At 62.7% G+C, this 23,743-nt stretch carries 16 protein-coding genes; 7 read left to right on the top strand and 9 right to left on the bottom strand.

Annotated elements, in window-relative coordinates; all coding sequences use genetic code 11:
• The first annotated feature begins 74 nt into the window (after nucleotides 1-74).
• The 5 genes from glmU to HX807_RS18755 all read left to right on the top strand — a co-directional run bounded on the left by glmU (nucleotide 75) and on the right by HX807_RS18755 (nucleotide 6,187).
• Nucleotides 75-1,442 (top strand): bifunctional UDP-N-acetylglucosamine diphosphorylase/glucosamine-1-phosphate N-acetyltransferase GlmU, encoded by a 1,368-nt coding sequence (gene glmU, locus HX807_RS18735; RefSeq protein WP_102370203.1) that lies wholly within the window; start codon nucleotides 75-77, stop codon nucleotides 1,440-1,442.
• 228 nt (nucleotides 1,443-1,670) lie between these two features.
• The gene (locus tag HX807_RS18740) at nucleotides 1,671-2,438 is read left to right on the top strand and encodes a DeoR/GlpR family DNA-binding transcription regulator (RefSeq protein ID WP_003213539.1); all 768 of its coding nucleotides are present in this window, start codon (nucleotides 1,671-1,673) and stop codon (nucleotides 2,436-2,438) included.
• Between the two features lie 10 nt (nucleotides 2,439-2,448).
• Complete coding sequence (glmS, locus tag HX807_RS18745; protein WP_003213537.1) at nucleotides 2,449-4,281, top strand: glutamine--fructose-6-phosphate transaminase (isomerizing); 1,833 nt, start codon at nucleotides 2,449-2,451, stop codon at nucleotides 4,279-4,281.
• A gap of 161 nt (nucleotides 4,282-4,442) precedes the next feature.
• Complete coding sequence (locus tag HX807_RS18750) at nucleotides 4,443-5,024, top strand: LemA family protein (RefSeq protein ID WP_003213535.1); 582 nt, start codon at nucleotides 4,443-4,445, stop codon at nucleotides 5,022-5,024.
• Nucleotides 5,021-6,187, top strand: a complete 1,167-nt coding sequence (locus tag HX807_RS18755) for a hypothetical protein (protein WP_177040971.1) — start codon at nucleotides 5,021-5,023, stop codon at nucleotides 6,185-6,187. The genes HX807_RS18750 and HX807_RS18755 overlap by 4 nt, the downstream gene beginning before the upstream one ends.
• Here HX807_RS18755 and pbpC read toward each other — a convergent pair whose 3' ends face one another.
• The 3 genes from pbpC to HX807_RS18770 all read right to left on the bottom strand — a co-directional run bounded on the left by pbpC (nucleotide 6,188) and on the right by HX807_RS18770 (nucleotide 15,018).
• Nucleotides 6,188-8,485, bottom strand: a complete 2,298-nt coding sequence (gene pbpC, locus HX807_RS18760; protein WP_177050680.1) for a penicillin-binding protein 1C — start codon at nucleotides 8,483-8,485, stop codon at nucleotides 6,188-6,190.
• On the bottom strand, nucleotides 8,466-14,309 hold the full coding sequence (locus HX807_RS18765) for an alpha-2-macroglobulin (RefSeq protein ID WP_177050682.1): 5,844 nt from the start codon (nucleotides 14,307-14,309) through the stop codon (nucleotides 8,466-8,468). The genes pbpC and HX807_RS18765 overlap by 20 nt, the downstream gene beginning before the upstream one ends.
• Before the next feature lie 79 nt (nucleotides 14,310-14,388).
• Nucleotides 14,389-15,018, bottom strand: coding sequence for a LysE family translocator (locus HX807_RS18770; RefSeq protein WP_177050684.1), 630 nt, complete (start codon nucleotides 15,016-15,018; stop codon nucleotides 14,389-14,391).
• A 145-nt stretch (nucleotides 15,019-15,163) separates the two neighbouring features.
• Between HX807_RS18770 and HX807_RS18775 the strand changes: the two genes are divergently transcribed.
• The gene (locus tag HX807_RS18775) at nucleotides 15,164-15,637 is read left to right on the top strand and encodes an Lrp/AsnC family transcriptional regulator (RefSeq protein WP_177050785.1); all 474 of its coding nucleotides are present in this window, start codon (nucleotides 15,164-15,166) and stop codon (nucleotides 15,635-15,637) included.
• Between the two features lie 300 nt (nucleotides 15,638-15,937).
• Here HX807_RS18775 and HX807_RS18780 read toward each other — a convergent pair whose 3' ends face one another.
• The 6 genes from HX807_RS18780 to HX807_RS18805 are packed head-to-tail and all read right to left on the bottom strand — an operon-like array spanning nucleotide 15,938 to nucleotide 21,625.
• Complete coding sequence (locus HX807_RS18780; RefSeq protein WP_003213523.1) at nucleotides 15,938-16,870, bottom strand: phosphatidate cytidylyltransferase; 933 nt, start codon at nucleotides 16,868-16,870, stop codon at nucleotides 15,938-15,940.
• A 1-nt stretch (nucleotide 16,871) separates the two neighbouring features.
• Complete coding sequence (locus HX807_RS18785) at nucleotides 16,872-17,492, bottom strand: 1-acyl-sn-glycerol-3-phosphate acyltransferase (protein WP_003213522.1); 621 nt, start codon at nucleotides 17,490-17,492, stop codon at nucleotides 16,872-16,874.
• 9 nt (nucleotides 17,493-17,501) lie between these two features.
• On the bottom strand, nucleotides 17,502-17,945 hold the full coding sequence (locus HX807_RS18790) for a hypothetical protein (RefSeq protein ID WP_003213520.1): 444 nt from the start codon (nucleotides 17,943-17,945) through the stop codon (nucleotides 17,502-17,504).
• The gene (locus HX807_RS18795; protein WP_177050686.1) at nucleotides 17,935-19,233 is read right to left on the bottom strand and encodes a phosphatase PAP2/dual specificity phosphatase family protein; all 1,299 of its coding nucleotides are present in this window, start codon (nucleotides 19,231-19,233) and stop codon (nucleotides 17,935-17,937) included. The genes HX807_RS18790 and HX807_RS18795 overlap by 11 nt, the downstream gene beginning before the upstream one ends.
• 3 nt (nucleotides 19,234-19,236) lie before the next feature.
• Nucleotides 19,237-20,991, bottom strand: a complete 1,755-nt coding sequence (locus HX807_RS18800) for a bifunctional alpha/beta hydrolase/class I SAM-dependent methyltransferase (RefSeq protein ID WP_177050688.1) — start codon at nucleotides 20,989-20,991, stop codon at nucleotides 19,237-19,239.
• A gap of 10 nt (nucleotides 20,992-21,001) precedes the next feature.
• Nucleotides 21,002-21,625 carry a CDP-alcohol phosphatidyltransferase family protein gene (locus HX807_RS18805; RefSeq protein WP_102370198.1) on the bottom strand — a complete coding sequence of 208 codons (624 nt, stop codon included), beginning with the start codon at nucleotides 21,623-21,625 and terminating at the stop codon, nucleotides 21,002-21,004.
• A gap of 184 nt (nucleotides 21,626-21,809) precedes the next feature.
• On the opposite strand from HX807_RS18805, the gene hflK reads away from it, so the two are divergent.
• Nucleotides 21,810-23,741 (top strand): protease modulator HflK, encoded by a 1,932-nt coding sequence (gene hflK / locus HX807_RS18810; protein WP_177050690.1) that lies wholly within the window; start codon nucleotides 21,810-21,812, stop codon nucleotides 23,739-23,741.
• Nucleotides 23,742-23,743 lie beyond the last annotated feature (2 nt).

The raw sequence follows: 23,743 nt of genomic DNA on the forward strand, positions 1-23,743 counted from the left end.
CGGCTACCCTTTTTCTTTTTTTGCAAAACACTTCTTTGGTCTGAAGTCTGACCGCCCAGGATTGGTAGCCATTCATGTCTCTCGAAATCGTAATTCTTGCCGCAGGCCAGGGCACCCGTATGCGTTCGGCCCTGCCCAAGGTGCTGCACCCGGTTGCCGGCAACTCCATGCTTGGCCATGTTATCCACAGCGCCCGGCAGCTGGATCCACAGCGCATTCATGTGGTGATCGGCCACGGTGCCGATGTGGTGCGTGAGCGGCTGGCGGCGGATGACCTGAATTTCGTATTGCAGGACAAGCAATTGGGTACCGGGCATGCCACCGCGCAGGCCGTGCCGTTCATCAAGGCCGACACCGTGCTGATCCTCTACGGTGACGTGCCGCTGATCGAAGTGGAAACCTTGCAGCGCCTGCTCAAGCACGTGGTGCCAGGCCAGATGGGCTTGCTCACTGTCGAGTTGGACGACCCGACCGGCTACGGTCGCATCGTGCGCAACGCTGACGGCAAGGTCGCCGCCATCGTCGAGCATAAAGACGCCAGCGAAGCCCAGCGCGCCATCACTGAAGGCAACACCGGTATCCTCGCTGTGCCGGCTGACCGCCTGGCTGACTGGATGAGCCGCTTGTCCAACAACAATGCCCAAGGCGAGTACTACCTGACCGACGTCATCGAGATGGCCGTCAGCGATGGCCTGGTGGTCGCCACCGAACAGCCCCACGACCCGATGGAAGTGCAGGGCGCCAACGACCGCAAGCAACTGGCGGAGCTGGAGCGTCACTACCAACTGCGTGAAGGCCGCCGCCTGATGGCGCTGGGCGTGACGCTGCGTGATCCGGCACGTTTCGATGTGCGGGGTGACGTCACCGTTGGCCGCGACGTGCTGATCGATATCAACGTGATCCTCGAAGGCCGCGTGGTCATTGAAGACGACGTGGTGATCGGGCCGAACTGCGTGATCAAGGACAGCACCCTGCGCAAGGGTGTGGTGATCAAGGCCAACAGCCATATCGACGGTGCGGTGATGGGCGAGGGCAGTGATGCCGGTCCGTTCGCGCGTTTGCGTCCGGGCAGCGTGCTGGGCGCTCGCGCCCATGTGGGTAACTTTGTAGAACTGAAAAACGCCCGGATGGGCGACGACGCCAAGGCCGGCCATCTGGCCTACCTCGGTGATGCAGTGATCGGTGCCCGCAGCAATATCGGCGCAGGCGCCATCACCTGCAATTACGACGGCGCCAACAAGTACCAGACGACCATTGGCGAAGACGTGTTTATCGGCTCCAACAACTCGCTGATCGCCCCCGTCACTATCGGTGATGGTTCAAACACCGCCGCAGGTTCCACCATCAACCAGGATGTGGATAAGTCCCAGTTGGCCGTCGCCCGCGCCCGCCAGCGCAACATCGACGGCTGGAAACGCCCGGTCAAAATCAAGAAGACCTGAGTTATCCACAACCCTGAAACACTGCGGTACTTATGTGGGAGCGGGCTTGTTCGCGAAGGCGGTCTTTCGGTTGATACATGCGCCGACTGACACACCGCCTTCGCGAGCAAGCCCGCTCCCACATTTTTATCTGTGTTGATTCAAAAAACTCAGTCGCATGCTTGACCATTTTGAATGAATAGGTTTTGATTGCCTTCGTTATCTTTCGAAACGAAACTTATCATCACCATGTCGAAACGAAATACACCCCAACGTCGCCACAACATCCTTGCCATGCTCACCGAGCAAGGTGAAGTCAGCGTGGACGAATTGGCCAAGCGTTTCGAAACCTCGGAAGTCACCATCCGCAAGGACCTGGCGGCCCTCGAAAGTAACGGCCTGTTGCTGCGTCGCTACGGTGGCGCCATCACCATGCCTCAGGAACTGGTCGGTGATCCGGCACAGCCCATTTCGGCCTACAAGCGCGCCATCGCCCGTGCGGCCGTCCGGCGTTTGCGGGAACACGCGCGCATCATCATCGACAGCGGCAGCACCACCGCCGCCATGATCCCCGAATTGGGCCACCAGCCCGGCCTGGTGGTGATGACCAACTCCCTGCACGTTGCCAGCGCCTTGAGCGACCTGGAACACGAGCCGGTATTGTTGATGACCGGCGGCACCTGGGACCCGCATTCGGACTCGTTCCAGGGTCAGGTCGCCGAACAGGTACTGCGTTCCTACGATTTCGACCAGCTCTTTATTGGTGCCGATGGCATCGACCTGGAGCGCGGCACCACCACCTTCAACGAATTACTGGGGCTGAGCCGCGTCATGGCCGAAGTCGCCCGCGAAGTGGTGGTGATGGTCGAGTCCGACAAGATTGGCCGCAAGATCCCCAACCTGGAACTGCCCTGGAGCAGCGTCCATACCCTTATTACCGATGATCGCCTGCCACTTGAGGCCCGCGACCAGATTCAAGCCCGCGGCATCACGCTGATTTGCGCGGCAGTCATCTAGGAGAGAAACCATGTGTGGAATTGTTGGCGCAGTCGCTGAACGAAACGTCACTGCCATTTTGCTCGAAGGCCTCAAACGCCTGGAATACCGTGGCTACGACAGCGCCGGTGTGGCGCTCTTTACCAACGCCGGCAAGCTTGAGCGCATGCGTCGCCCGGGCAAGGTCAGCGAACTCGAACAAGCGTTGGCCGGTGAGCCGCTGGTAGGCCGCCTGGGTATCGCCCACACCCGTTGGGCCACCCACGGCGCGCCGTGCGAACGCAATGCTCACCCGCACTTCTCCGGTGACCTGGCGGTTGTGCACAACGGCATCATCGAAAATCACGAAGTGCTGCGTGAACAGCTCAAAGGCCAGGGTTATGTCTTCACCTCGGACACCGACACCGAAGTCATCGCCCACCTGCTGAACCACAAGCTCAAGGACATCGGCGACCTGACCAACGCTCTCAAGGCCACCGTCAAGGAACTGCACGGCGCCTATGGCCTGGCCGTGATCAGCGCCAGCCAGCCCGACCGCCTGGTCGCCGCCCGCAGTGGCAGCCCGTTGGTGATCGGACTGGGCCTGGGCGAGAACTTCCTCGCCTCCGACCAACTGGCCCTGCGCCAGGTGACTGACCGCTTCATGTACCTGGAAGAAGGCGACATCGCCGAAATCCGCCGTGAAAGCGTGCAGATCTGGGACGTTGACGGCCAGTCCGTGGAACGTGAGGCCGTGCAGTATCGTGACGGCGCCGAAGCCGCCGACAAGGGCGAGTTCCGCCACTTCATGCTCAAGGAAATCCACGAGCAACCGGCCGTGGTGCAACGCACCCTGGAAGGTCGCCTGAGCCAGAACCAGGTATTGGTGCAAGCCTTCGGCCCGCAAGCTGCCGAGTTGTTCGCCAAAGTGCGCAACGTGCAAATCGTCGCCTGCGGCACCAGCTACCACGCCGGTATGGTCGCCCGTTACTGGCTGGAAGAACTGGCCGGCATCCCGTGCCAGGTCGAAGTCGCCAGCGAATTCCGCTACCGCAAGGTGGTGGTGCAGCCCGACACTCTGTTCGTGACCATCTCCCAGTCCGGTGAAACCGCCGACACCCTGGCCGCCCTGCGCAACGCCAAGGAACTGGGCTTCCTCGGCAGCCTGGCGATCTGCAACGTCGGCATCAGCTCGCTGGTGCGCGAGTCCGACCTGACCCTGCTGACCCAGGCCGGTCGTGAAATCGGCGTGGCATCCACCAAGGCCTTCACCACCCAGTTGGTCGGCCTGTTGTTGCTGACCCTGTCCCTGGGCCAGGTTCGCGGCACGCTGGGCGAAGGCGTCGAGGCACACCTGGTCGAAGAACTGCGCCGCCTGCCGGCCCGCCTGGGTGAAGCCCTGGCCATGGACAGCACCGTGGAGAAAGTCGCTGAGCTGTTCGCCGACAAACACCACACCCTGTTCCTCGGCCGTGGTGCGCAATACCCGGTGGCAATGGAAGGTTCGCTCAAGCTCAAGGAAATCTCCTACATCCACGCCGAAGCCTACCCGGCCGGTGAGCTCAAGCACGGTCCGCTGGCCCTGGTGGATGACGACATGCCAGTCGTTACCGTCGCGCCGAACAACGAACTGCTGGAGAAGCTCAAGTCCAACCTGCAGGAAGTGCGCGCCCGTGGCGGGCAACTGATCGTGTTCGCCGACGAGAAGGCCGGCATGACCAATGGCGAAGGCACCCACGTCATCAACATGCCGCACATCCACGACACCCTGTCGCCGATCCTCTACACCATCCCGCTGCAGCTGCTGTCGTATTACGTGGCTGTGCTGAAGGGCACCGACGTTGACCAGCCGCGTAACCTGGCGAAGTCGGTGACGGTGGAATAAGCCGCACCCGAACCACCAAAACCCCCGTTCTTCGGGGGTTTTGCTTTTTCAGGCTACCGAGCATCGGGTCTTGCCGTTTCTGTGGACTAATTCCGGGAGTATTCCCCTGCTTTACCCCTAGAATGCGCCCTGTGGATAACTAGCCAGGGAATGCCGCCGCCATGAACATCGAACTGCTGATCGCCGGTATCGTCGTGCTGATTATTGTCGTCGGCCTGGTCGGCTGGCTGGTGGGGGTCTACAACGGCCTGGTGATGCGCCGCAACGATGTGGATAAAGCCTTCGCCAACATCGACGTGCTGCTCAAGCAGCGGGCAGACCAGATTCCCGACCTGATGCGCGTGGTGCAAACCGCCATGAACCATGAGAACGCGCTGTTCACCCGCCTCAGCGACGCCCGCACCGCGTACCTCAACGCCAGCAGCCTCACCGATAAAGTCGATGCCTCCAACCAGCTCAATACGGCGCTCAAGTCGGTGATTGCAGTGGCCGAGAATTATCCGACGCTGATCTCCGGCCCCAACATGGTCGAGTTGCAGCAGGCGATCTCGGCAGTGGAGGAACGCATCGCCGACCGTCGCGAGTTCTTCAATGAGTCGGTCAACCTCTACAACATCGCCATCGCGATTTTTCCTGATCTGTTCTTCGCCAAGATGCTCGGCTATCAGCGCATTCCGCTGCTGGCCATCAGCGCCGAAGAAACCCGCTACGACGGCGTAAAGCTTGAGGTGCCGGGGGCATGAAAACCACCCAGGCAGGGGTTGTCACAAAAAAACCAGCGTGGAAAACCCTGGTGGCACTGGTCTTTCTCGCCGGCTTTATTGGCCTGATGGTCTACGCCCCGACGATCCTGGTGGCGCTGTTTTTTCCTGTGTGCATCCTGATCGGACTGCTGGCCAGCTTCGGCCCCAATTTCTATCGCACCGAACAGCGCCTGGCCACCAGCCAGATACGCTCATTGGCCATGGGGCTGGTGGAGGTGAACGGCAAGGTGATCGTCGACACGCCGCTGATCTCCCCGGTCCACGGCAAGCCTTGCGCCGGTTACGTGTGGGTCATCGAAGAAGGCACCAAAGACAAGGATGGCGATTGGAGCTGGAGCCAGGTCTCGGCCGAGGCTCGCTGCAATGACTTCCGCCTGCAGGACGCCACCGGTGAAGTGACAGTGATTGCCGAGGGTATCGACCTGTTCGGCAAGAAGCGCCCTGACGACCATGAATGGATCAGCAGCTCCCGCCGCCAGGGCGAACTGCTCCTCACCCAGGATATGCAGGTGATGCTGATTGGCGACGCCTGCGAGCGTGCGGGCAAGACGGTGATTGCCCAGGGCCGGCAACCTGACGCGGTGTTCGGCCTGGCCGAGACCAAGGAGGTGGAAAACCGCCGTGTGCTGGCGCCGCTGTGGCGCGCCGGTGGTTTCTACGCGGTGGTGGTGGGTTTGATCGGCGTCGGCATCATGGCCATGACGCCGGAACATTTTGCCCAACTGCATCTGCCGGGCCCCGCCACCTACCAGCAAATGGCAGAGCTGAATCCCGCCTATCGGTTTCTGGCCTGGTTGTACCGTGACAATGGCTTCGTGATTCCTTTCATGGCCGCGTTTGGCTTCTTGCTGACGATGTTTGTGGTGTTGCTCGCGCTGCGGCTCTTGCTGCCCACGGGCATGCGCCTGGCGGTAGGCCGCGTGCTGGGCGCCTGGATGGGCCTGGGCATGGTGATTGGCGGCGTAGTGACCTTGCTGCTGGTGGTGGCCCAGGTGGACACCATGAAGGTGTTCCTGGTGTGGATGATGATTCTGCTGGGCACCCTGGTGTTTTCGATCTTTGAGCAACGCAAGCTGGGGGTGGCGTACAAGCATTTCGCAAAAGATGCCGGCACTGCCGGTTTAGGCGACGAAGACGCCTGATCAGGGTACAAACTCAACCTTCAAGCCTCGGCTGGCGCTGCGGCCCTGATCGTCAGTCACCCGCAACCGGTACTCCCCCGACTTACCCGGCCGCCAGTTCAGCGTGGTTTGCGGCGGGCCCTGGCCGATCAGGGTCTGGTCGGCGAACCAATACAGCGTCAGTGCATCACTGGCCGCGTTGGCGTTCAGCGGGATGCTTTCCTGGGGCTGGGACAGGCGCAGGTGGTAGCTGACCTGGGTCAGCGGCGAGCGAATCTGTGGCGCTTCGCTTTGATCGCCGACACGGTTGGGTTGGCAGCTTTTCTGCACATTGGGCGGCGTACGCCGGGGCAGTCCGGCGGCGCGGAACAGCCGCTGCACATCGCTGGGCCAGAACTCGAAGACTTCTTCACGGGTGTACTGCGGGTCGAACGGCGGGCACGCGGCCTTGCCGGTGCGGGTGTCGATCAGCACCGGGCGGTGCAGGTTGGACACCCGAATCGGTGACACGCCGGGGATGTACCAGGTCTTGCGGGTACGTGGGCACCAACGGTTGGGCAAGTCACCAGAGGCCGCGCAGACGTCGATGCGGATCAGCCCGGCGGGCGGCTTGTCGGGCTTGATCACCACATTGGGCAAGGCCAGCGGCAGGGCGTCGGCGATACGGAAGAACAACGGTGCCGCAGTTTTCGCACCGATAAACTCAGGATTCGGACGGCCATCGAAGTTGCCCACCCACACCACCAGCACGTACGGGCCTACGAGGCCGGCGCTCCATGCATCATGAAAACCCCAGGACGTGCCGGTCTTCCAGGCCGTACGCCAGTGGCGCCCCGGCAGCCCGTCCGGGCGCGGGTTGCGCCGCAGCATGTCGCGCACCATAAACGCGGCCTGCGGCGTGAGTAGCTGGGCGCCAGTGGTTTGCGGCTGTTCCTGCAAATAGCGCAGCGGCCGCAAATGCCCGTCACCAGCCAGCATCACATACAGCCGCGCCAGCTCCTCGGGCGTCATCTCGCCGCCGCCCAAGGCCAGCGCCAAGCCGTAATGGCTTTCGCCGCGCAGGCCCTTGATCCCGGCCCGTTGCAGCAATCCGTAGAGTGACGGTGAGCGGGTTTGGCTGGCCAGCCACACCGCCGGAATATTGCGGCTGCGAATCAGCGCGTCGCGGGCTGTCACCGGACCGACAAAACTGCCGTCGAAATTTTCCGGCTGGAAGTAGCCGAAGTTACTCGGCATGTCCTTGAGGATGCTCATGGGGTGGATCACCCCTTGGTCCAGCGCCAGCCCATACAGGAATGGCTTGAGGGTGGAGCCCGGCGAGCGCCGCGACAACACGCCGTTGACCTGGCCGTGGATGCTTGTGGATAAGTAGTCTGCCGAGCCCACCAGGGCTTTTACGCTCTGGTCGCGGCTGTCGATCAGGATCGCCGTGGCGTTTTCCACACCGCTGCTGCGGCGCTCGGCGATGAAGCCGGTGATCAGCCGTTCCAGCAATTGTTGCAGCGCCAGGTTGAGGGTGCTGTTCAACTCATTGCCGGTTTGCGAGGCCAGCAACTGTTCGCTCAGGTGCGGCGCGAGAAACGGGATCTGCTGGCGGTTGCGGGCTTCCAGCGGCAGGTCCAGCAAACTGTCGTTACGCGGGTCCTGTGGATAAGTTTCCCGCCAGTCGGCCATCAGCCGTTGCCGGGCGGTTTGCAGGGAAGGCCCAAAGCGCGCCCGACGACCCGGTTGCTGGGGAATCACGGCCAGCGCGAGGGCTTCAGACAAGGACAACTGCGCCGCTGACTTGCCAAAATAGATCCGGCTGGCCGCTTCGGCACCTTCGATATTGCCGCCCATGGGCGCCAGGTTGAGGTAGGCCTCAAGGATGTCGTGCTTGCTGTAACGCGCCTCCAGCCACAGTGCCAGGGCCATCTGCTGCAGCTTGCCGGGTACCTGGCGGGTATTGAGATCCCACAGGCGCCTGGCCAACTGCATGCTCAAGGTCGAGCCGCCCTGGCGCTGGCCGCCGCTATAGGTGGCCATGGCCGCCCGCAGCAACGCCGGGGGATTGATCCCCGGGTGCCAGTAGAAATTGCGGTCTTCCTTGAGCAGCAACGCCTCAACCAGTGACGGAGAAATCCGTTCCAGGGGAAGCCACAGGCGATATTGCCCGTCAGCCGCCAGGGTCATGCGCAGCAGCGAACCGTCATCGGCCAAAACCACCCGTGATGAACTGGCCGCCTGTTCCAGCGGTGCATGGGGCCACAAGCGCAGCCCCGCCAGAATCAACGCCGCTGCCAGCAGCGGCGTCAGGTTTTTAAGGCTTGGTAATTTCAAGCTGGCCTACTTTGCCGCGTCCTTGCAGGGTGGTTTCGTACATGCCCTCGGCGTAGGCCGGTGGCGTATTGAAGGTACCGGCGTTGGTGGCGCGCACGCGGTACACGAAGGTGCCTACATCCCGCAGCGCGGTGCCGTACAACACCACTCGGTCATCACGCACGTCGACGTAGTCCGGTTGCCAGTTGCTCAAGTCGGTCTCGCCAATCGGCGCCTGCCAGGCGTCGGCTTCTTCGGTGTCTTCGCCGGTTTCAACGTACTCCGAATCGTCGCCTTCGCTTTCCTCGGTGCTGGCCGCTTCCGGCTCCGGCGGCAAGTTATACACAGGCTCGACACCACCCGGCAGCAAGTCGACCACGGCCACTTGCTGCACCTGATCACGGTCGGTGGCCCGCAAGCGCAGGCGCACCAGGAACTCATCGCCTACCGCGACCTTGCTGACTGGATTGCCCTTGAGGTCGAGGTATTCGTGGATGATTTCCAGGCCGCTGTTGATCGGCTTGAGGTTGGCGCCCTTGTCATAGCCCGCTTCGCTCAGCATGTAGAACGCCGCCGGGCCGTCGGATTTTTCCATCTGCAGTTTTTGCGTACCGGCAGGCACCGCCGCACGTGGCGGCTGGCCGGCCATCTGCAACAACTGTTGCTGCTTGTCGCTGAGCCATGCGGTGGCCTTGAGGGTCATGTCGCTTTGGGCGCGCTGGCCGTAATTGTCCAGGGCCCGCAGCAACAGTGCCGCCGACAGCGAGTTGTAGCGTTGCTCGTTGAGACGCTTGCCGAGTTTATCCAGCAGGCTTGTCGGCACATCGTCGAGCATTTCCGGGAAGTGCCGTGCGAGCAAATGCAGGTGCTCGGCGTCGTGCACCAGCGGGTCGTAATACAGGCCGTCGCTGTTCCATTTATCCGACAGGGAAAGCCACGGCACCTTGCGGAACAAGGTATCGGCCTGACGATCCTGCTTGAGCAGCTTGTAGCTGGCGGCCAGGTACGCCGCGCCAATGTCGTTCTGCCAGGTGTCCTTGAAGTAGCTTTCGTAGCGCTCGCGGATATCGCTCAAGGCGCCGCTCACCAGAATCCCCTGACGGCTCAGGAGGTAACTGGCATAGGCGCGGTTGCGCAATTCCGACAGGCCTTCGCTCGGGCCGTTGGCCAGGTCGGTGAGGTACGCGTTGGAACGTTGCAGCAGGTCTTCCGGCACCGGCAGCCCGCGCTCCCTGGCTTCGATCAGGAAGTCGGTGGCGTACAGGCTGGCATACGGCGCCACATCCGGGTTGGCCGCCCACAAGCCGAAACCGCCGGCCTGGTTCTGCCGTTGACGCAGCATGCGCACCGCACCGCTGAAGGCTTGCTCGGCCTCCGGCGCGTTACCACCCCAGATCAACGCCGGCATGGCCTTGGACACCAATTGCTCGGTGCAGGCGTAGCCATAGTCATCCAGGTAATGCTTGAGGCCGTTGGCCCATACCAGCGGCGAAGCGGCGACGCCCAACTGCACATCGCGCAACTGGCTGAACAGCTCGCGGGTCGGTTTCAGCTCTTTGCTGGCGCTGTCGAAACGGCCCAGGCTCAGGGCCACCCGATGCTCGCTCAAGGGTCGGATCGAAGTGGTTTCCGCCACCTGGATACGCTTGCCATCCGGCAGCACCGCGACGAAGCGCAAGTCGGCCGAGCCTAGGGTTTCCCCAACCTTGATCTTGAACTCGGCAACACCTTCCTTGCGCGGTTGCAGGGCCAGGGTGCTGGCCTTGTCGCCTTGCACCTGCAGGCCATCGCTGGTCTGCACTTCAAACTTCACGTCCGCCGCCGCGTCCAGGTTGCTGAACACCCCGGCGCTGACGCTGAACACATCCCCCGGTGCGACAAAGGCCGGCACGTTCGGCGTGATCACCAGCGGCCCGCGCACTTCGGTGTTGGCCTCGCTGACGCCCACGCTGTCGCTGTCCACGGCCACCGCAAACAGGTGCAGCTTGCCATTGAAGCTGTCCGGAACCTGGTAATGCAGCACGGTTTCACCGGCCGGCAAGTCCACCAGGCCAGACCACCAGGCCACAGGCGGCTGATGTTTACGCTTGAACGGGTTGAGGTGGTTGGCCAGGGCGCCTTCCGTATCGCCACCCGGCGCTGCCCCACTGAGCAGGCGGCTGAATTCCGGCAGGATCAGGTCAAGGATCTGACTGGTGCCGACCTCCAGTGCACGCTTCTGGAAGAAGAAGCCCAACGGGTCCGGCGTCTGGTAGCGCGCCACTTGCAGGATGCCTTCGTCCACCGCGTAGACCACTGCGCGGCCAGGGCGGTCGGCGTTGACCTTGATATCCAGGGTCTGCCCCGGCTCGATCTTCGCCGGGCCTTCGACTTTCAGCGCCATGCGCCGCGCGTCGAGGTTGATGCTGAACGGCACTACGCCGTAGGACAGCGGGCTCATGTAGACCTCGGACGAACCAATGTCCCGTACGAACTGCACGTTGACGTAGGCATTGCCCTCAAGCCCCGCAGGAACGCGGATGTGTTGCACGCTGTTGGTGCTGTCGGCCTTGAACCACTGCTGGGTGTAGACCTTGTCCCGCTCGATGGTGATCAACCCGGCGCCGGTGTACGGCGCGCGAATGCTGATGGCGATCTCATCACCGGTGGCGTAGCTGCGTTTATCCAGGCGCAGTTGCAGTTCGGCGTTGCGCTCCAGGGAGCGCGAGGTGTTGCCCCGGCCGGCGACGCTGTAGTCGATCTGGTTCAGCAGGTTGCCGTTGGCGTCCTTGAGTTGCAGGGTGAAATCGCCCGGGGTGCCGGTGTTCAGGGTTTGCTTGGCGCCGTCCTTGGTCATCACCAGCGGCGAGGCAGGCTGGCTGATGTTCTTGATGCGCGACTCGTATTTGTAGGTGCCGTTGGATTGCTTCACCAGCACCGAGACGTAGCGGTGCTCGACCACTTCACTGGTCAGGCCGTCGACTGCGACTGGCGTAAGGTCTGGCGCCACGGCCAGCCATTGCACTTCACGCGGGGCGTCCTTGGCGACGAAAGACAGCGAATCCTTGCTCTTCACACCCACCAGGTACGGCGCCGCCGACACCAGCAATGCGCTTTGTGCGGCGACGTTGCGACCGCCTTCGGCTTCGTACACCTGGGTCATCACTTGCAGGCGGTAGGTGCTGTTGGCGAAGCGTTGCAGGTTCAGGTCCAGCACCGCCTGGCCACTGTCGTCGACGGTGGTTTCGGCCAGGTCTTCGGAGCTGGCTTCTTCCAGCGAGTCATTCAGGCGGAAGCGGTAATCCGGGTAGCGATCAAAGGCCGCGAGCGTCGGGCTCAGAGACATTTTCGCCGTGACGCGACGACCCGCCGCCGGAGCGCCGAACAAGTGCATCGCGGTAACCTTGGCCACCACCTGGTCCGGCGGGATCCAGCCCAGCACCGGTGTATCGTGCAGGCTCAGGCTGACTTTCATCCGGTCCGGTTCAAAGTCGCGGACCTTGAAGCTGACGCTGCCCAGGTCGGTACGACGCTGCTTCTCACCGATCAGTTGCAGGGTCGCGGTGTAATCGCCGGATGGGGCTACTTCGCTGCTTGGGAAATCGAAGGTTTCAAAACCGCTGGCCGACAGTTTCAACGGCTGGCGAATCACCTCAAGGCCACGGGGGTCGGTGATCTGCAACTCAACCGGCAGGCCTTGCAGGGCGCCTTTCCAGTCGCCGCTGCGCACGATCATGCCCAGGTGCGCGGTCTCGCCGGGCCGGTACAGGCCGCGATCGGTAAACAGGTAGGCGCTGAGGCGATTGATCGCACCGTCCTCTTCCAGGCCGCCTACATCAAAGCGTGACAAATCCAGCTGTTGCGACTGACGGGCAATCGGCAGGAAGGATTGGTCATTGCCGCGACTGACCACATACATCAACGGCGTTTTCTCACGGCGCAGTTCATCCAGCTTGGCGAAGTGCGCGTGACCTTCGGCGTCGGTATGGCCGCTGGCGACCGGCAAACCGTTGCGGCCGATGATATCGACCTGGGCGTCGGACACCGGCGAGCCGTTGCCGATGGACTGCACGTACACATCGTGACTGCCATCGCTGGAGCGCTTGGCGATGATGCCCAAGTCGGTGACCACGATGAAACGCAGGTCGCTGGTGGTGTTGCGCGAGTAGTCGAAGGTGCGATCGGCCGGGTCGTCCTGCGGGCTCAGCTTGAGCACAAAAATCCCCCGGCGGCCGCCGTTGGCCGTGAGGTAGTTGCTCAGGTCGACGTTGTCGTAGACGGTTTTCGACGGGTCGCCAGCCGACAGCGGAATGTCCAGGCTCTGACGCTCCACCATCCGGTCGAAGTAGTCATTGGCAAAATTCGGTCGGGCAAAGCTGCCGCTGCTCTGGTCCACCAGGTGTTGCAACTGGTTGGGCAGCAGGCGCGCGATTTCCACATGGGCGCCGGGTACGCCACGGGCCATGAAGCCCAGGCGTTTTTCGCCGGTGAGGCTGAGCAGGGCGCCGTCGGACAGGAACTGCAGCGTGCGTGGATAAGCCGGCATGCTCACGAGAGAGGCTGTCGGATTTTTCGCCAGGTAGCCGCCGATGGCTTCCAGGTTGGCCGGCACCCGCACATACAGGGCGCGGCCCGGCGGGGCCTTGAACTTGAAGGCGTGCAGGGTGTTCAGCGGTTCGACGCTCGGCACGTGGGTCAGCTTGACCTTGGTGCTGCTGGCCAACAGCTTGTCGTCGATGTCTTGCAGGTTCCAGGGGCGGGTATCGTCCTCGGCTTTTTCCGGCAGCATCCAGGCCTGGACCTTGCTGGCGATGGTCTCGTCGGCCACGGCGCTGGAACTGCTGAACATCAACACCGGCTCGGGTTCGCCGCGCTCGTTGTCGACAAAGCTGACTTCGGCGCCGGTAAAGGTCAGGCGATAGCGGCCGGGCACGGTGACTTCGGCCACCAGCGGCGCCGAGCTGGGATTGCCGCCATCACGGGCCTTGAGGCCTTCATCGAGCTTGGCGCTGACCGGGGTGCTTTCCAGTGGGGTGGCCAGGGCGGCAGAGCGCACAAAGGCGTTGAGCTTGTGTTCGTCGAAGGTGATTTCCGGGCGATTGGGCAGTTGCGCGTCGCGGTAGGCCAAGCCTTTGCCGAGGGCGACCGAGGCACGTTTGCGTACGCTGTCTTCGTCTACCGGGTGGGAAAAGTGGAAGGTCGCTACCAGCTGTTTCTGCGTCGGGTTGCTCGGGTCCTGGTACAGCTCGTTTTGCGTCAAGGTGGCGCGGAACGGCTGGGTGGAGAATTGGCTGGTGTATTGGCTGAGCAGTACGCCGTCGGCCAACAGGGTTTTCTTGGCCAGGTCGATGGTGTAGTGGGCGTCGACGGGCCAGTCTTTTTCCGGGGTGAACACCAGGCTGCGGTCATCCGCCCAGCGCCAGGCGCCGGCGATGGCAGGCTTGAGGGTGATGCCTTCGGTGACCGGCTTGCCGATGGCCGCCAGCGGGGCCACGGATTCGGCGAAGCGCACCTGCAAGTTATCCACAACTGGCTGCGGCTGGGTGTAATCCGTCAGGTTGGGCTTGTGCAGCGAATAACCCACGGTGTGGGGCTGTGGCAGGTGGGAATACCAGTGCCAGCCGTAAAAGCCCGCGGCCAGCACGAGTACCAGGGCCAGCGCGCCGCCCGCAGCCTGGCGCGGATAAGCCCGGGCCTTGTGGCCGACGTTGACCAGGCCGTTGCCTGTGGCTTGCAGCCAGCGCGGCGGCTGCCACTGGCCGAACAGGCTGCGCGCCAGCCATCGAACGGCGCTGAACAGAACACTCACCACTGAGATCAAGGCCCCGAAAAAACGGCGGCTGGTCGCTTTTAACGAATCAAACATGGTGAGCATCCCTGGCAATGTGTCGCGTATCTTACACGTCTCTTTGATACAAAAGATGACGGCAAATGCGCTGCAAAGCTCAGGCTTGCTGTACGAAGGTGAGGCGTATCGCAAAACCGATCAAAAGACTGCCAAACAGCCATTGCTGAAGGCGCTGGGCGGACGGGCTGCGTTCCAGCCAGCGGCCGATTCTTGCGCCGGCCAATCCATAGCAACTGTCGAATCCCAGGCCGACCGCCACCAGAATCGCCCCCAGCAGCCCAAACTGCGCAGTCACCGATGCGCCATGTGGATCAATGAATTGCGGCAGCAGCACGGAGCAGAACAGCAGCGCCTTGGGGTTGAGCAGGTTGGTCAGCAAACCCCGCTGGAAGGCTTCGCACCAGGCATGCGCCGGCGTCGTGCTGTGCTCGGCGTTCAGGTTGGGCAGCAGGTTTGAGCGCAGGCACTGCACGCCGATCCACAGCAGATACGCCGCACCGCCCAGGCGCACCACATCGAAGGTCCAGGGTGCGACCTTGAACAGGGTCGCCAGGCCCATCCCCGCCAGCGCCACGTGGCAGGCTCGCGCCAAGCCCAAGCCGCCTGCGGTTGCCAGTGCCATCGCCTTGCCCTGGCGGGCGCCGGTTTGCAGCAGCAGGATCATGTCCGGGCCGGGCAGCAGGTACACCACTGCCAACGCGACTGAAAACAACCAGAGTTCTGCCATGTGCCTGCCCCTTGCGGTAGGTGATTCGTAGGGCAATTTTAGAGGTGAAGGCCGGGGCAGGTGCTTGCGTAGTCAGCCGGAAAAGCGTCTAGTCTTGGCACAATCTGCCACTTTTTTCGGGCGAAACATTTCACTTATGCCAAATCTGAAGCTGGACGCATTTGACCGCAAGATTCTTGAAGCCCTGCAACGGGATGGCCGGCTGAGCAACGTGCAACTGGCGGACCAGATTGGCCTGTCGGCCTCGCCCTGCTTGCGGCGTGTGCGGCTGCTGGAAGAGGCCGGGGTGATTCGTGGTTACCAGGCAAGCCTGGACCGGGATGAAGTCGGGTTGGGGCTGACGGTGTTTGTCGGGGTGAAAGTGGAGCGGCATAACGACGAACAGGCGGAGGCGTTTCGGTTGGCGGTGACGGCGCTGCCCCAGGTGATTTCGGCGTTTCTGGTGTCGGGGGAGTCGGATTTCCTGCTGCAAGTGGTGGTGCCGGACTTGCGCGGGTATGAACGGTTCCTGACAGGGAGCTTGTTGAAGTTGCCGGGGGTGAGTGATATCCGCAGCAACTTCGCGATTCAGACGGTGAAGACGCCCGGGGCGTTGCCGCTGAGTCACCTTCCCGGCTAGATCGTTCCCACGCTCCGCGTGGGAATGCCGCCCTGGACGCTCCGCGTCCGCTTTAAAGTCGTGACGCGGAGCGTCACCGGATGCATTCCCACGCAGAGCGTGGGAACGATCAGATAATGACGCCGGGGGCACCTTCCCGGCTGGTGCTTTCTTATTGTGATAAGGACGCTTGTTGTGGCGAGGGAGCTTGCTCCCGCTGGGCTGCGTAGCGGCCCCAAAATCCTGGGAGCGCTGCGCACTCCAGCGGGAGCAAGCTCCCTCGCCACTGGGGTTGTGTGGATTTGGGGAGGAAGGTGGTCGTCAGGTCCACCAGTAGCGCACGAGATGAAAGAAGATCGGCGCGGCAAAACACACTGAATCCAGCCGATCCAGCATCCCGCCGTGGCCCTCGATCATGTGCCCCCAATCCTTCACGCCCCGGTCGCGCTTGATCGCCGACATCACAATCCCGCCCGCAAACCCCAGCAGGTTGATCAACAGCGCAATCAGGAACGACTGCCAGGGATTGAACGGCGTGGTCCACCACAGCGCCGCGCCGATCAGGGATGACAGCAGGATCCCGCCGACAAACCCTTCCACGGTTTTCGATGGCGACAGGTTGGGCGCGATCTTGTGTTTGCCGAACAGCTTCCCGCACACGTACTGCAACACGTCCGACAGTTGCACCACGATCACCAGGTAGGCAATCAGCAGCAGGTTGCGGCCTTCGTAGCCGACGATATCCAGGGTCAGCAGCGCCGGCACGAAGGACACACAGAACACCGCGATCATCAGCCCCCATTGCACTTTCGACGCCCGTTCCAGGAAGTGCGTGCTGTCGCCGCCCAGTGACGCGAGGATCGGCAGCAGCAGGAACACGTACACCGGGATAAAGATCGAGAACAGCCCGTACCAGTCGAAGTAGATCAGCAGGTATTGCAGCGGCAGCGCCAGGTAGAAGGCCGCCACCAGCGCCGGGTAATCGCTGCGCCGGGTGGGTGTCAGCGTGAGGAATTCCCGCAGGGCATAGAACGACACGGCGTAAAACAGCAGGATCACCGCGCCGGTGCCGAGCCAGAACGCAATGCCAATCACCACCACCATCACCCACCACGCATTGATGCGGGCGTTGAGGTTGTCGATCACCGCGTTGGGTGTGCCACGGGTGCGCAGTTTGAGGATCAGGCCGATCAGCGAGGCGAGCACCAGGATCGCGCCGATCCCGCCGAACAACATCAGGGTTTGGCTATCCATCTCAGGAATGCTCCGGGGCAAGGGCGAGCAAGGCGTCGCGGGTGCGGGCGAGGAACAGCGCCTTGTCTTCGCCGTCCTCCAGTTGCAGCGGTGCGCCGAAGCTGGTGGTGCACAGCAAGGGCAGCGGCAGCACACGGCCCTTGGGCATGACCCGGTTGAGGTTGGCGATCCACACCGGGATCAATTCGGCTTGTGGATAACTCTTGGCCAGGTGATACAGCCCGCTTTTGAACGGCAACAGGCCGTCTTCCAGGTTGCGCGTGCCCTCGGGAAAGATGATCAGCGAGTCGCCGTTTTCCAGGGCCTGAAGCATCGGCGCCAGAGGGTTATCCACAGGGTCCTTGCGCTCGCGGTCGATCAGCACGCCGTTGAACACCCGGTTGATGATGTAGCGGCGCAGGGCGCTGGTGTTCCAGTAGTCGCTGCCGGCCACCGGGCGGGTGAATTTACGCAGGTTCTGCGGCAACGAGGCCCACAGCAGCACGAAATCGCCGTGGCTGCTGTGGTTGGCGTAGTAGATGCGTTGCACCGGCACCGGCGCGCAGCCAAGCCACAGGCTGCGGGCGCCGGTGACGGTGCGGGCCATGGAGGTAATCAGGGTGGCGACCACGGGTTCGAACATGAGGATTCCTTATCCGGCGAAGGGCAGCCAGGGGCTGGCCAGGATGACGGCCACGGTCAGCAGCACTTGCGCCGCCAGCAGGTAGGCTTGCTTGCGCAACAGTTTCAGGGCGCCGCGACGGCGCTCGGTCCAGGGGCGGCCTGCGCGTTTGGCGGATTGCAGGCCAAGGGTTTGCATGGCCTGGTCGAAGTCGGGCGTGCGGTCGGTGTCGCGGGCGAGCAGGGCGAACAGGTCGGCGTCGAAGGCCACCCGCAACGCCCAATATTTTTCCAGCAGCCCGAGCACAATCATCCACAGGCTGAGGATCAGGCAGACCGGCGTGATGCTGGCCATCAGCAGTTGAGCGAGGCCGAACAGTACGCCGAGCAAGGTCAGGCCTGTGGATAACTGATCCAGGGAACGGCCCCGCCGCAGCAGGCTGGCGACGACCTGTAATTCCATATCAGCGGGCATGGGCTAAACCCTCCAGGGCTTCACGGTGAGCGGAATGCAGGACCACACGTGGGCGTGCTGTACGAATAATAGCCACCGCCTCGTCGACATTGCCTGCGCGCCCGGTATGCAGCAGCCATGCAGCCACGGCGGTGGCGCTGCGTGAGTAACCGAGGGCGCAGCACACCAGCAAAGGTCCGGCTGAGCGTAGCCGCTCTATCGCTTGGGCGGCTTCCACGCATTGCGCTGCAGTGGGCGCCGTGAGGTCGAGCACTGGCAGGCTGTAGTAGGCGCGACCCTGTGGATTAATCGGCAATTCGGCGCACAGATCGACCACCGCCTTGAATGATCCCAGCTCACCGCTGGTGGGAATTCGCCCCAGCCAAACGTTATCCACAACCTGATCGGGCTGTGGATGTCTACGTGTCCACAGGCGGGAATTGATCCAGGCAGCCACCAGATAAGGCGCCAACAACCAGCGCGCCGCCGGAGTGAGTCGTCCGTCGGCGCGTTTCTGAAATCCTGCAACGCCCAGTACCAGGTAATTCGCCTTCATCAAGCCAAGGGATACCGCCGGCCAAAGCAGCCACAACCAGCCGCCGCCAAGGGAAAACGCCAGGATCAAACACACCAGCGACCCGAAGCCATAGCGCAGCCCCAGCCGCCAACGCTGGCGGTCCCTGGTCAGCTGGGCATTCAGCAGCGGGCTCGGATGTTCCAGCGGCCACAGCCACACGCACAGCCAGCCGGCGAGGGCGCCTGTGGGTAAGTCAATAAAGTGATGTTGATAAGTGGTCAGCACCGAAAGGCCGATCAACGCGAACCAGCCATGCACCAGCCAGCGCCACAGGCCCTGGCTATGCCGCTGATACATTATCCACAGCACCACCAGCAGCGCGATGTGCAATGACGGCGCCTGGTTGAACGGCTTGTCGAACCCGGCGAGTACCGCAAACAGCCAGCCAAACACGCGGTCCAGCTCCGGTCTTTCGAAGGTGAAACGCAAGGGCCAGATCAGGAAGCAGGTGACGGCAATCACTTGGGCCGTCAGCAGGCGCAAGGCATGTTGTTTCAGTTCATGGCGGGTGCTTGGCAGTAGCAGGGAGAAACCGTAGAGCAGGTCGATCGACCAGTAGGGCACGATGGTCCAGGCCCAGAACGGGATATGGGTTTCCCAGCCGAACACCATCGTGCCCACGTCGCTGCGCTGGCTGGTGACCCACGTGGCAAAGCCGTAGGTGCTGAAAAACAGCGGCGCCAACAGCAGCAGCCACAGCACCGCCGGTTTCAACAGGCCCGGTTCACGCATGGGTCAGGCTCGCTGTGCCAGGGACACGCTGAAAATCCCCCACTCATCCACGCGTTGGGTGATCTTGCGGAAACCGGCGGCTTCCACCAGTTGATCCATTTCCGCCTGGCTGCGCCGGCGCATTACCCAGGCCTGGCCTTGGCGGTGGCTGGTGAGGGCGCGGGCGATCAGTTCCAGTTGCGGGTGCCACGGTTGGCCGGTGTACACCAGATAACCACCGGGCTCCACGGCTTCGGCCAAGCCGGCGAGCGAGCCACCGACCATCGCGTTATCCGCGAACAGTTCATATAGCCCGGACACCACCGCCAGCGTCGGCTTGGGTTCCAGCGCCGCAAGGTCCGCCCGGTCAAACGCATCGCCTTTGACGAACTGGGCGATATCCCCCAGCCCTTTTTCACGAATCAGCGCGCCACCGTCGCGCACGTTGATGTCGCTGTAGTCCCGCAGCAGGATCGATTCCGGCAACGGCGAAACGCCCTGCAAGGCTTCCAGAATGTACCGACCATGCCCGGCGGCGATGTCGACGATTCGCACTTCCCGCTGCTCGTCCCGCAGCTTGGCCATCGCCAGGCGCAGCAGCTCTTCCACATTCAACTTGCGCTGACGAATACCGCGCCAGCCGATGGAGTTCAGGTAGTTGGTGTCGATCATCCGCCCCAGCCCGCCTTTGCCGGTGGGTTTGTTGCGGTACACGTAGTCCAGGGTGCTGCCGGAGTCGAAGCCGGTGTCGAAACCGAGCTTCACGCCATCCGACAGTTTGCTGCCCAGGCCCATGCTGGCGCGGGTCATGCGCCAGTACAGGTCGCGCAGGGAGTTGCGTGGCAACGGCGCGGCGAGGGACTCGGATTCGGCGCAGGTCAGGCCAATCCTGTCGGCATCCAGCAAGGAGGCGCGGTCCAGCGGGTGTTCGAAGTTCTGCAGGATAAAGCGCCGGGCGCTGCTCAAGGCCACGGCACGATCACGTTCACCGAGGGTGTCGTGGAAGAAGCCGGGGAGGATGTGCAGCTCTTTCTTCAAGCTGCCGAGGCGGTCGAAAAACTGCTGCTGGGGTTTGCGGTGCACCACAAAGTCCGAGCCGGAGATCAGCAGTTGGGTCGGTACCTGAATTGCCTGGGCATCGGCTACAACCCTGTCGGCCGCTTCGTACAGGCCCAACAGTACATTCACCGAGATGGCTTTGGTGATCAGCGGATCACTGTCGTAGGACGCCACGCGCTCCGGGTCATGGCTCAGGAACTTGGCCTTGACGTAGCTGTTGACGAAAAAGTTGCCGCGAAACTTGCGCATCAACGCCAGGCCCGGCCGGGCGAAGGGCACGTAGAGCTTGACCTTGAATGCGGGGGAGGCGAGTACCAGCGAGCGAATCTTCGGCGCGTAGTCGTGCACCCAAGTGGCCGCGATCACCGCGCCGACGCTTTGGGCGATCACCGCGAGGTTTTCTTCCTCAATGTTGTAGGTGGCGCCGATATGGTCAACGAAGGTCTGCACGTCCCGCGCACTGGTGGCGAAGCTCGGGCTGTCGCCGCGCGCGCCGGGGGATTGGCCGTGGCCACGGGCGTCCCAGGCGAAGAAGTCGAACTCCGGCAGGTTCAACTCGTCCACCAGGTGGGCGATACGACCGGAATGCTCGTGGCCGCGATGGAACAGCAAGATCGCCTTGCGCGGCGCAAAGCCCGCGGGTGCGGTGGCGGGCCAATGACGGTAGAAAAGCTCCACCCCGTCATGGGTGCTGAAGGTGTGCTCTTGCTGTTCACGCATCGCAAAATCCTTATGCAGAAGGGGAGGTGTTCGTTTCTTCTTTCAAGCCTTGGCGCACGCGGTTGACCAGGGTGTAGGCCAGCAACGCCGCGACCAGCCACATCACCGCATCGACCCAACCGGCACCCAGCCAGCCCAGCGCTACGCCGGTGGCCAGCACCCCGAGCACAAACGCCCGATCGCTCTTGCCCATCGGGCCGTCGTAGCGCCGGGAAGCCCCGACCATCGGCCCGAGCACGCCGGCGTATTCGCTGAACACCGCCAGCAGCGTCACCAGCAATACCGGCGCCAGGCTGACCTCGGGGATCAGCGCAAACGGCAGGATCAGTGCGCTGTCGGCGATCACGTCGCACAGTTCATTGAGGTAGGCGCCGAGTCGCGATTGCTGGCCGAATTCCCGGGCGAGCATGCCGTCGATGGCATTGAGGGCCATGCGCAGGATCATCCACAGCGGGATCAGCGCAAACAGCCACACATGTTGTGCGAAGCCGGCAATCAGCAATCCCACCAGCAGGGAAACCACCCCGGCCAGCACGGTGATCTGGTTGGCGGTGGTGCCGTTGTCGTAGAGGCGCTGCACCAGCGGGCGCAGCAGGTTCTGAAAACGCGGTTTAAGCTGATAGATCGAAATCATGGGGAGTGACGCTTCCTTGTCCGTAAGCCCGCGAAAAACTCTGGGGAGTGTGCCGATTTATCACCGCTGAAACCAGTGATGGCTCGTGTTTCTGGGGCTTTCGTCACTATCTGTGTGAAACCAAACAAAAATTTCACGCTTCGGGTTATAGAGTAACTAATTGTTTCTGGGTGGGCGTTTGGGGATGCGAGTGGATCTAGACGCTGATGACGTGGCCATCGAAGGGCTGCCGCGTTTTCAGCAGGGGTTGTTTCATGCCCGCCGGTTGAGGCAGGCCGGCATTGGCCTGACGGTGCTGGCGGTCGGCGGCTGGATGCTGGCGCTGTTTGTGGCGCTGTTCGCCCCGCTGTCGATCTGGCCGGTGGTGCTGATCAACTGCGCCTCGGCGTTGCTGGTGCTGGTGGCTGGCTTGCAATCGGCGTGGTGGGTCGCGGATTGGCGGGCCATGGCGCTGGAGGAGCCGGCTGCACGGCTGATCGAACCGCCGCTGCCACAAGAAGAACCTGGCTGGCTAAACCGGCAGTTCGGTCGCGTCGGTAACGGCTTGCTGGTGCAGATTGGCGCACCGGTGTTCTGGCTGTGCGGCTGGTCGTTGTTGGCATTCTTCAGCGTTCTGGAATTCTGGAGCCTGACCTTGCCCGCCGCGGCGTTGGGCCAGGCTGCCAGTGTGGGCGCCGCCATTGCCTTGGCACTGGCGTTCGGCTTGCTGGTGTTTGAACGGCGCATGGCCCAGGAAAGCACCGCCCAATGGCCGGAAGCGGTGCAACTGGCGCAACTGAGCCGGGTGGCGATTATCTGCCTGGTGATCAGTGCGATTTGTCTGCTGTTTGCCGGTGAAGAGTCCGTGTGGCCTCTGCGCCTGGCCGTGTTGATCGGCCTGTTGCCGGCCCTGGTGGCGCTGGAGTTTCTGCTGAGAGGCCTGCTGTCGCTGTTCAGCCCGCGCCAGGAGCGGCTTGAACCGCGCCTGATGGCGCAAAGTTTTATCGCCGGGATGCTGCGCTGGCCGCCGCAACCGTTGCTCGCCTTGCAGCACGAACTGCACAACCGTTTCGGCATCGACCTGCGGCAGATCTGGGCCTTCACCTACATGCGCCGGGCATTCCTGCCAGTGCTGGTGGTGGTGCTGGCCGTAGGCTGGTTGCTGACCGGCGTGCATGAAGTCGCCCTGCAAAGCCGTGGGATCTATGAACGCTTTGGCAAGCCGGTGGAGGTCTTCGGGCCTGGCCTGCATGCCGGTTTGCCGTGGCCGCTGGGTCGCGTACTGAACGTGGAAAACGGCGTGGTCCATGAGCTGGCCACCAGCGTTGGCGAAGCGGCAAACACCGACGTCGCTCCGGCCGAGGGCCCGGCGCCGCTGATCGCCAACCGCCTGTGGGACGCCAGCCATGTGAATGACAAATCCCAGGTGATCGCCAGCAGCAGCGGCGACAAGCAGAGCTTCCAGATCGTCAATATGGACGTGCGCTTTGTGTACCGCATCGGCTTGACCGACCAGGCCGCACTCGCCGCCACCTATAACAGCGCCGATGTGCCCACGCTGATCCGCAGCACCGCCAGCCGCATCCTCGTCCACGAGTTTGCCTCGCGAACCCTTGATGAATTGCTGGGTGAGGAACGCAACAGCCTCGCCGATGAAATTGGCCAGGCGGTGCAAGCGGACCTGAAGAAACTCGACAGCGGCGTGGAAATTCTCGCCACCGTGGTGGAAGCCATTCACCCGCCCTCCGGTGCGGCGAATGCCTACCACGCGGTGCAAGCTGCGCAGATCGGCGCCCAGGCGCTGATTTCCCGGGAGCGCGGCGCTGCCAGTGAGCAGACCAACCAGGCGTTGCTGCAAGCCAGTACCGCCCGTGACCAAGCCCAGGCCACGGCCCATGAAGTCAGCGCCGGCGCCCAAGCGGCGGACCTGCGCTTCAGCGCCGAACAAAAGGCCTATCAACAAGCCGGCCAGGCCTTCGTGCTGGAGCAGTACCTGAGCCAACTGAGCCAGGGCCTGGCCCACGCCAAGTTACTCATTCTTGATCATCGCCTGGGCGCCAGTGGCGCACCGACCATCGATCTGCGTTCCTTTACCTTACCGGCCGACCCTGCGGTGCCGCGTAAAGCCGTTCAATAAGG

The sequence above is a fragment of the Pseudomonas sp. D8002 genome (assembly GCF_013385695.1).
Taxonomy (GTDB): domain Bacteria; phylum Pseudomonadota; class Gammaproteobacteria; order Pseudomonadales; family Pseudomonadaceae; genus Aquipseudomonas.

Excerpts from the sequence above, each read along its gene's own strand:
- HX807_RS18795 (WP_177050686.1), bottom strand. The coding sequence starts at position 19,233 with ATGCGTGAACCGGGCCTGTTGAAACCGGCGGTGCTGTGGCTGCTGCTG.
- HX807_RS18765 (WP_177050682.1), bottom strand. The coding sequence starts at position 14,309 with ATGTTTGATTCGTTAAAAGCGACCAGCCGCCGTTTTTTCGGGGCCTTG.
- HX807_RS18755 (WP_177040971.1), top strand. The coding sequence starts at position 5,021 with ATGAAAACCACCCAGGCAGGGGTTGTCACAAAAAAACCAGCGTGGAAA.
- glmS (WP_003213537.1), top strand. The coding sequence starts at position 2,449 with ATGTGTGGAATTGTTGGCGCAGTCGCTGAACGAAACGTCACTGCCATT.
- HX807_RS18800 (WP_177050688.1), bottom strand. The coding sequence starts at position 20,991 with ATGCGTGAACAGCAAGAGCACACCTTCAGCACCCATGACGGGGTGGAG.
- hflK (WP_177050690.1), top strand. The coding sequence starts at position 21,810 with ATGCGAGTGGATCTAGACGCTGATGACGTGGCCATCGAAGGGCTGCCG.
- HX807_RS18750 (WP_003213535.1), top strand. The coding sequence starts at position 4,443 with ATGAACATCGAACTGCTGATCGCCGGTATCGTCGTGCTGATTATTGTC.
- HX807_RS18785 (WP_003213522.1), bottom strand. The coding sequence starts at position 17,492 with ATGTTCGAACCCGTGGTCGCCACCCTGATTACCTCCATGGCCCGCACC.
- glmU (WP_102370203.1), top strand. The coding sequence starts at position 75 with ATGTCTCTCGAAATCGTAATTCTTGCCGCAGGCCAGGGCACCCGTATG.
- HX807_RS18770 (WP_177050684.1), bottom strand. The coding sequence starts at position 15,018 with ATGGCAGAACTCTGGTTGTTTTCAGTCGCGTTGGCAGTGGTGTACCTG.
- HX807_RS18780 (WP_003213523.1), bottom strand. The coding sequence starts at position 16,870 with ATGGATAGCCAAACCCTGATGTTGTTCGGCGGGATCGGCGCGATCCTG.
- HX807_RS18805 (WP_102370198.1), bottom strand. The coding sequence starts at position 21,625 with ATGATTTCGATCTATCAGCTTAAACCGCGTTTTCAGAACCTGCTGCGC.
- HX807_RS18740 (WP_003213539.1), top strand. The coding sequence starts at position 1,671 with ATGTCGAAACGAAATACACCCCAACGTCGCCACAACATCCTTGCCATG.
- HX807_RS18790 (WP_003213520.1), bottom strand. The coding sequence starts at position 17,945 with ATGCCCGCTGATATGGAATTACAGGTCGTCGCCAGCCTGCTGCGGCGG.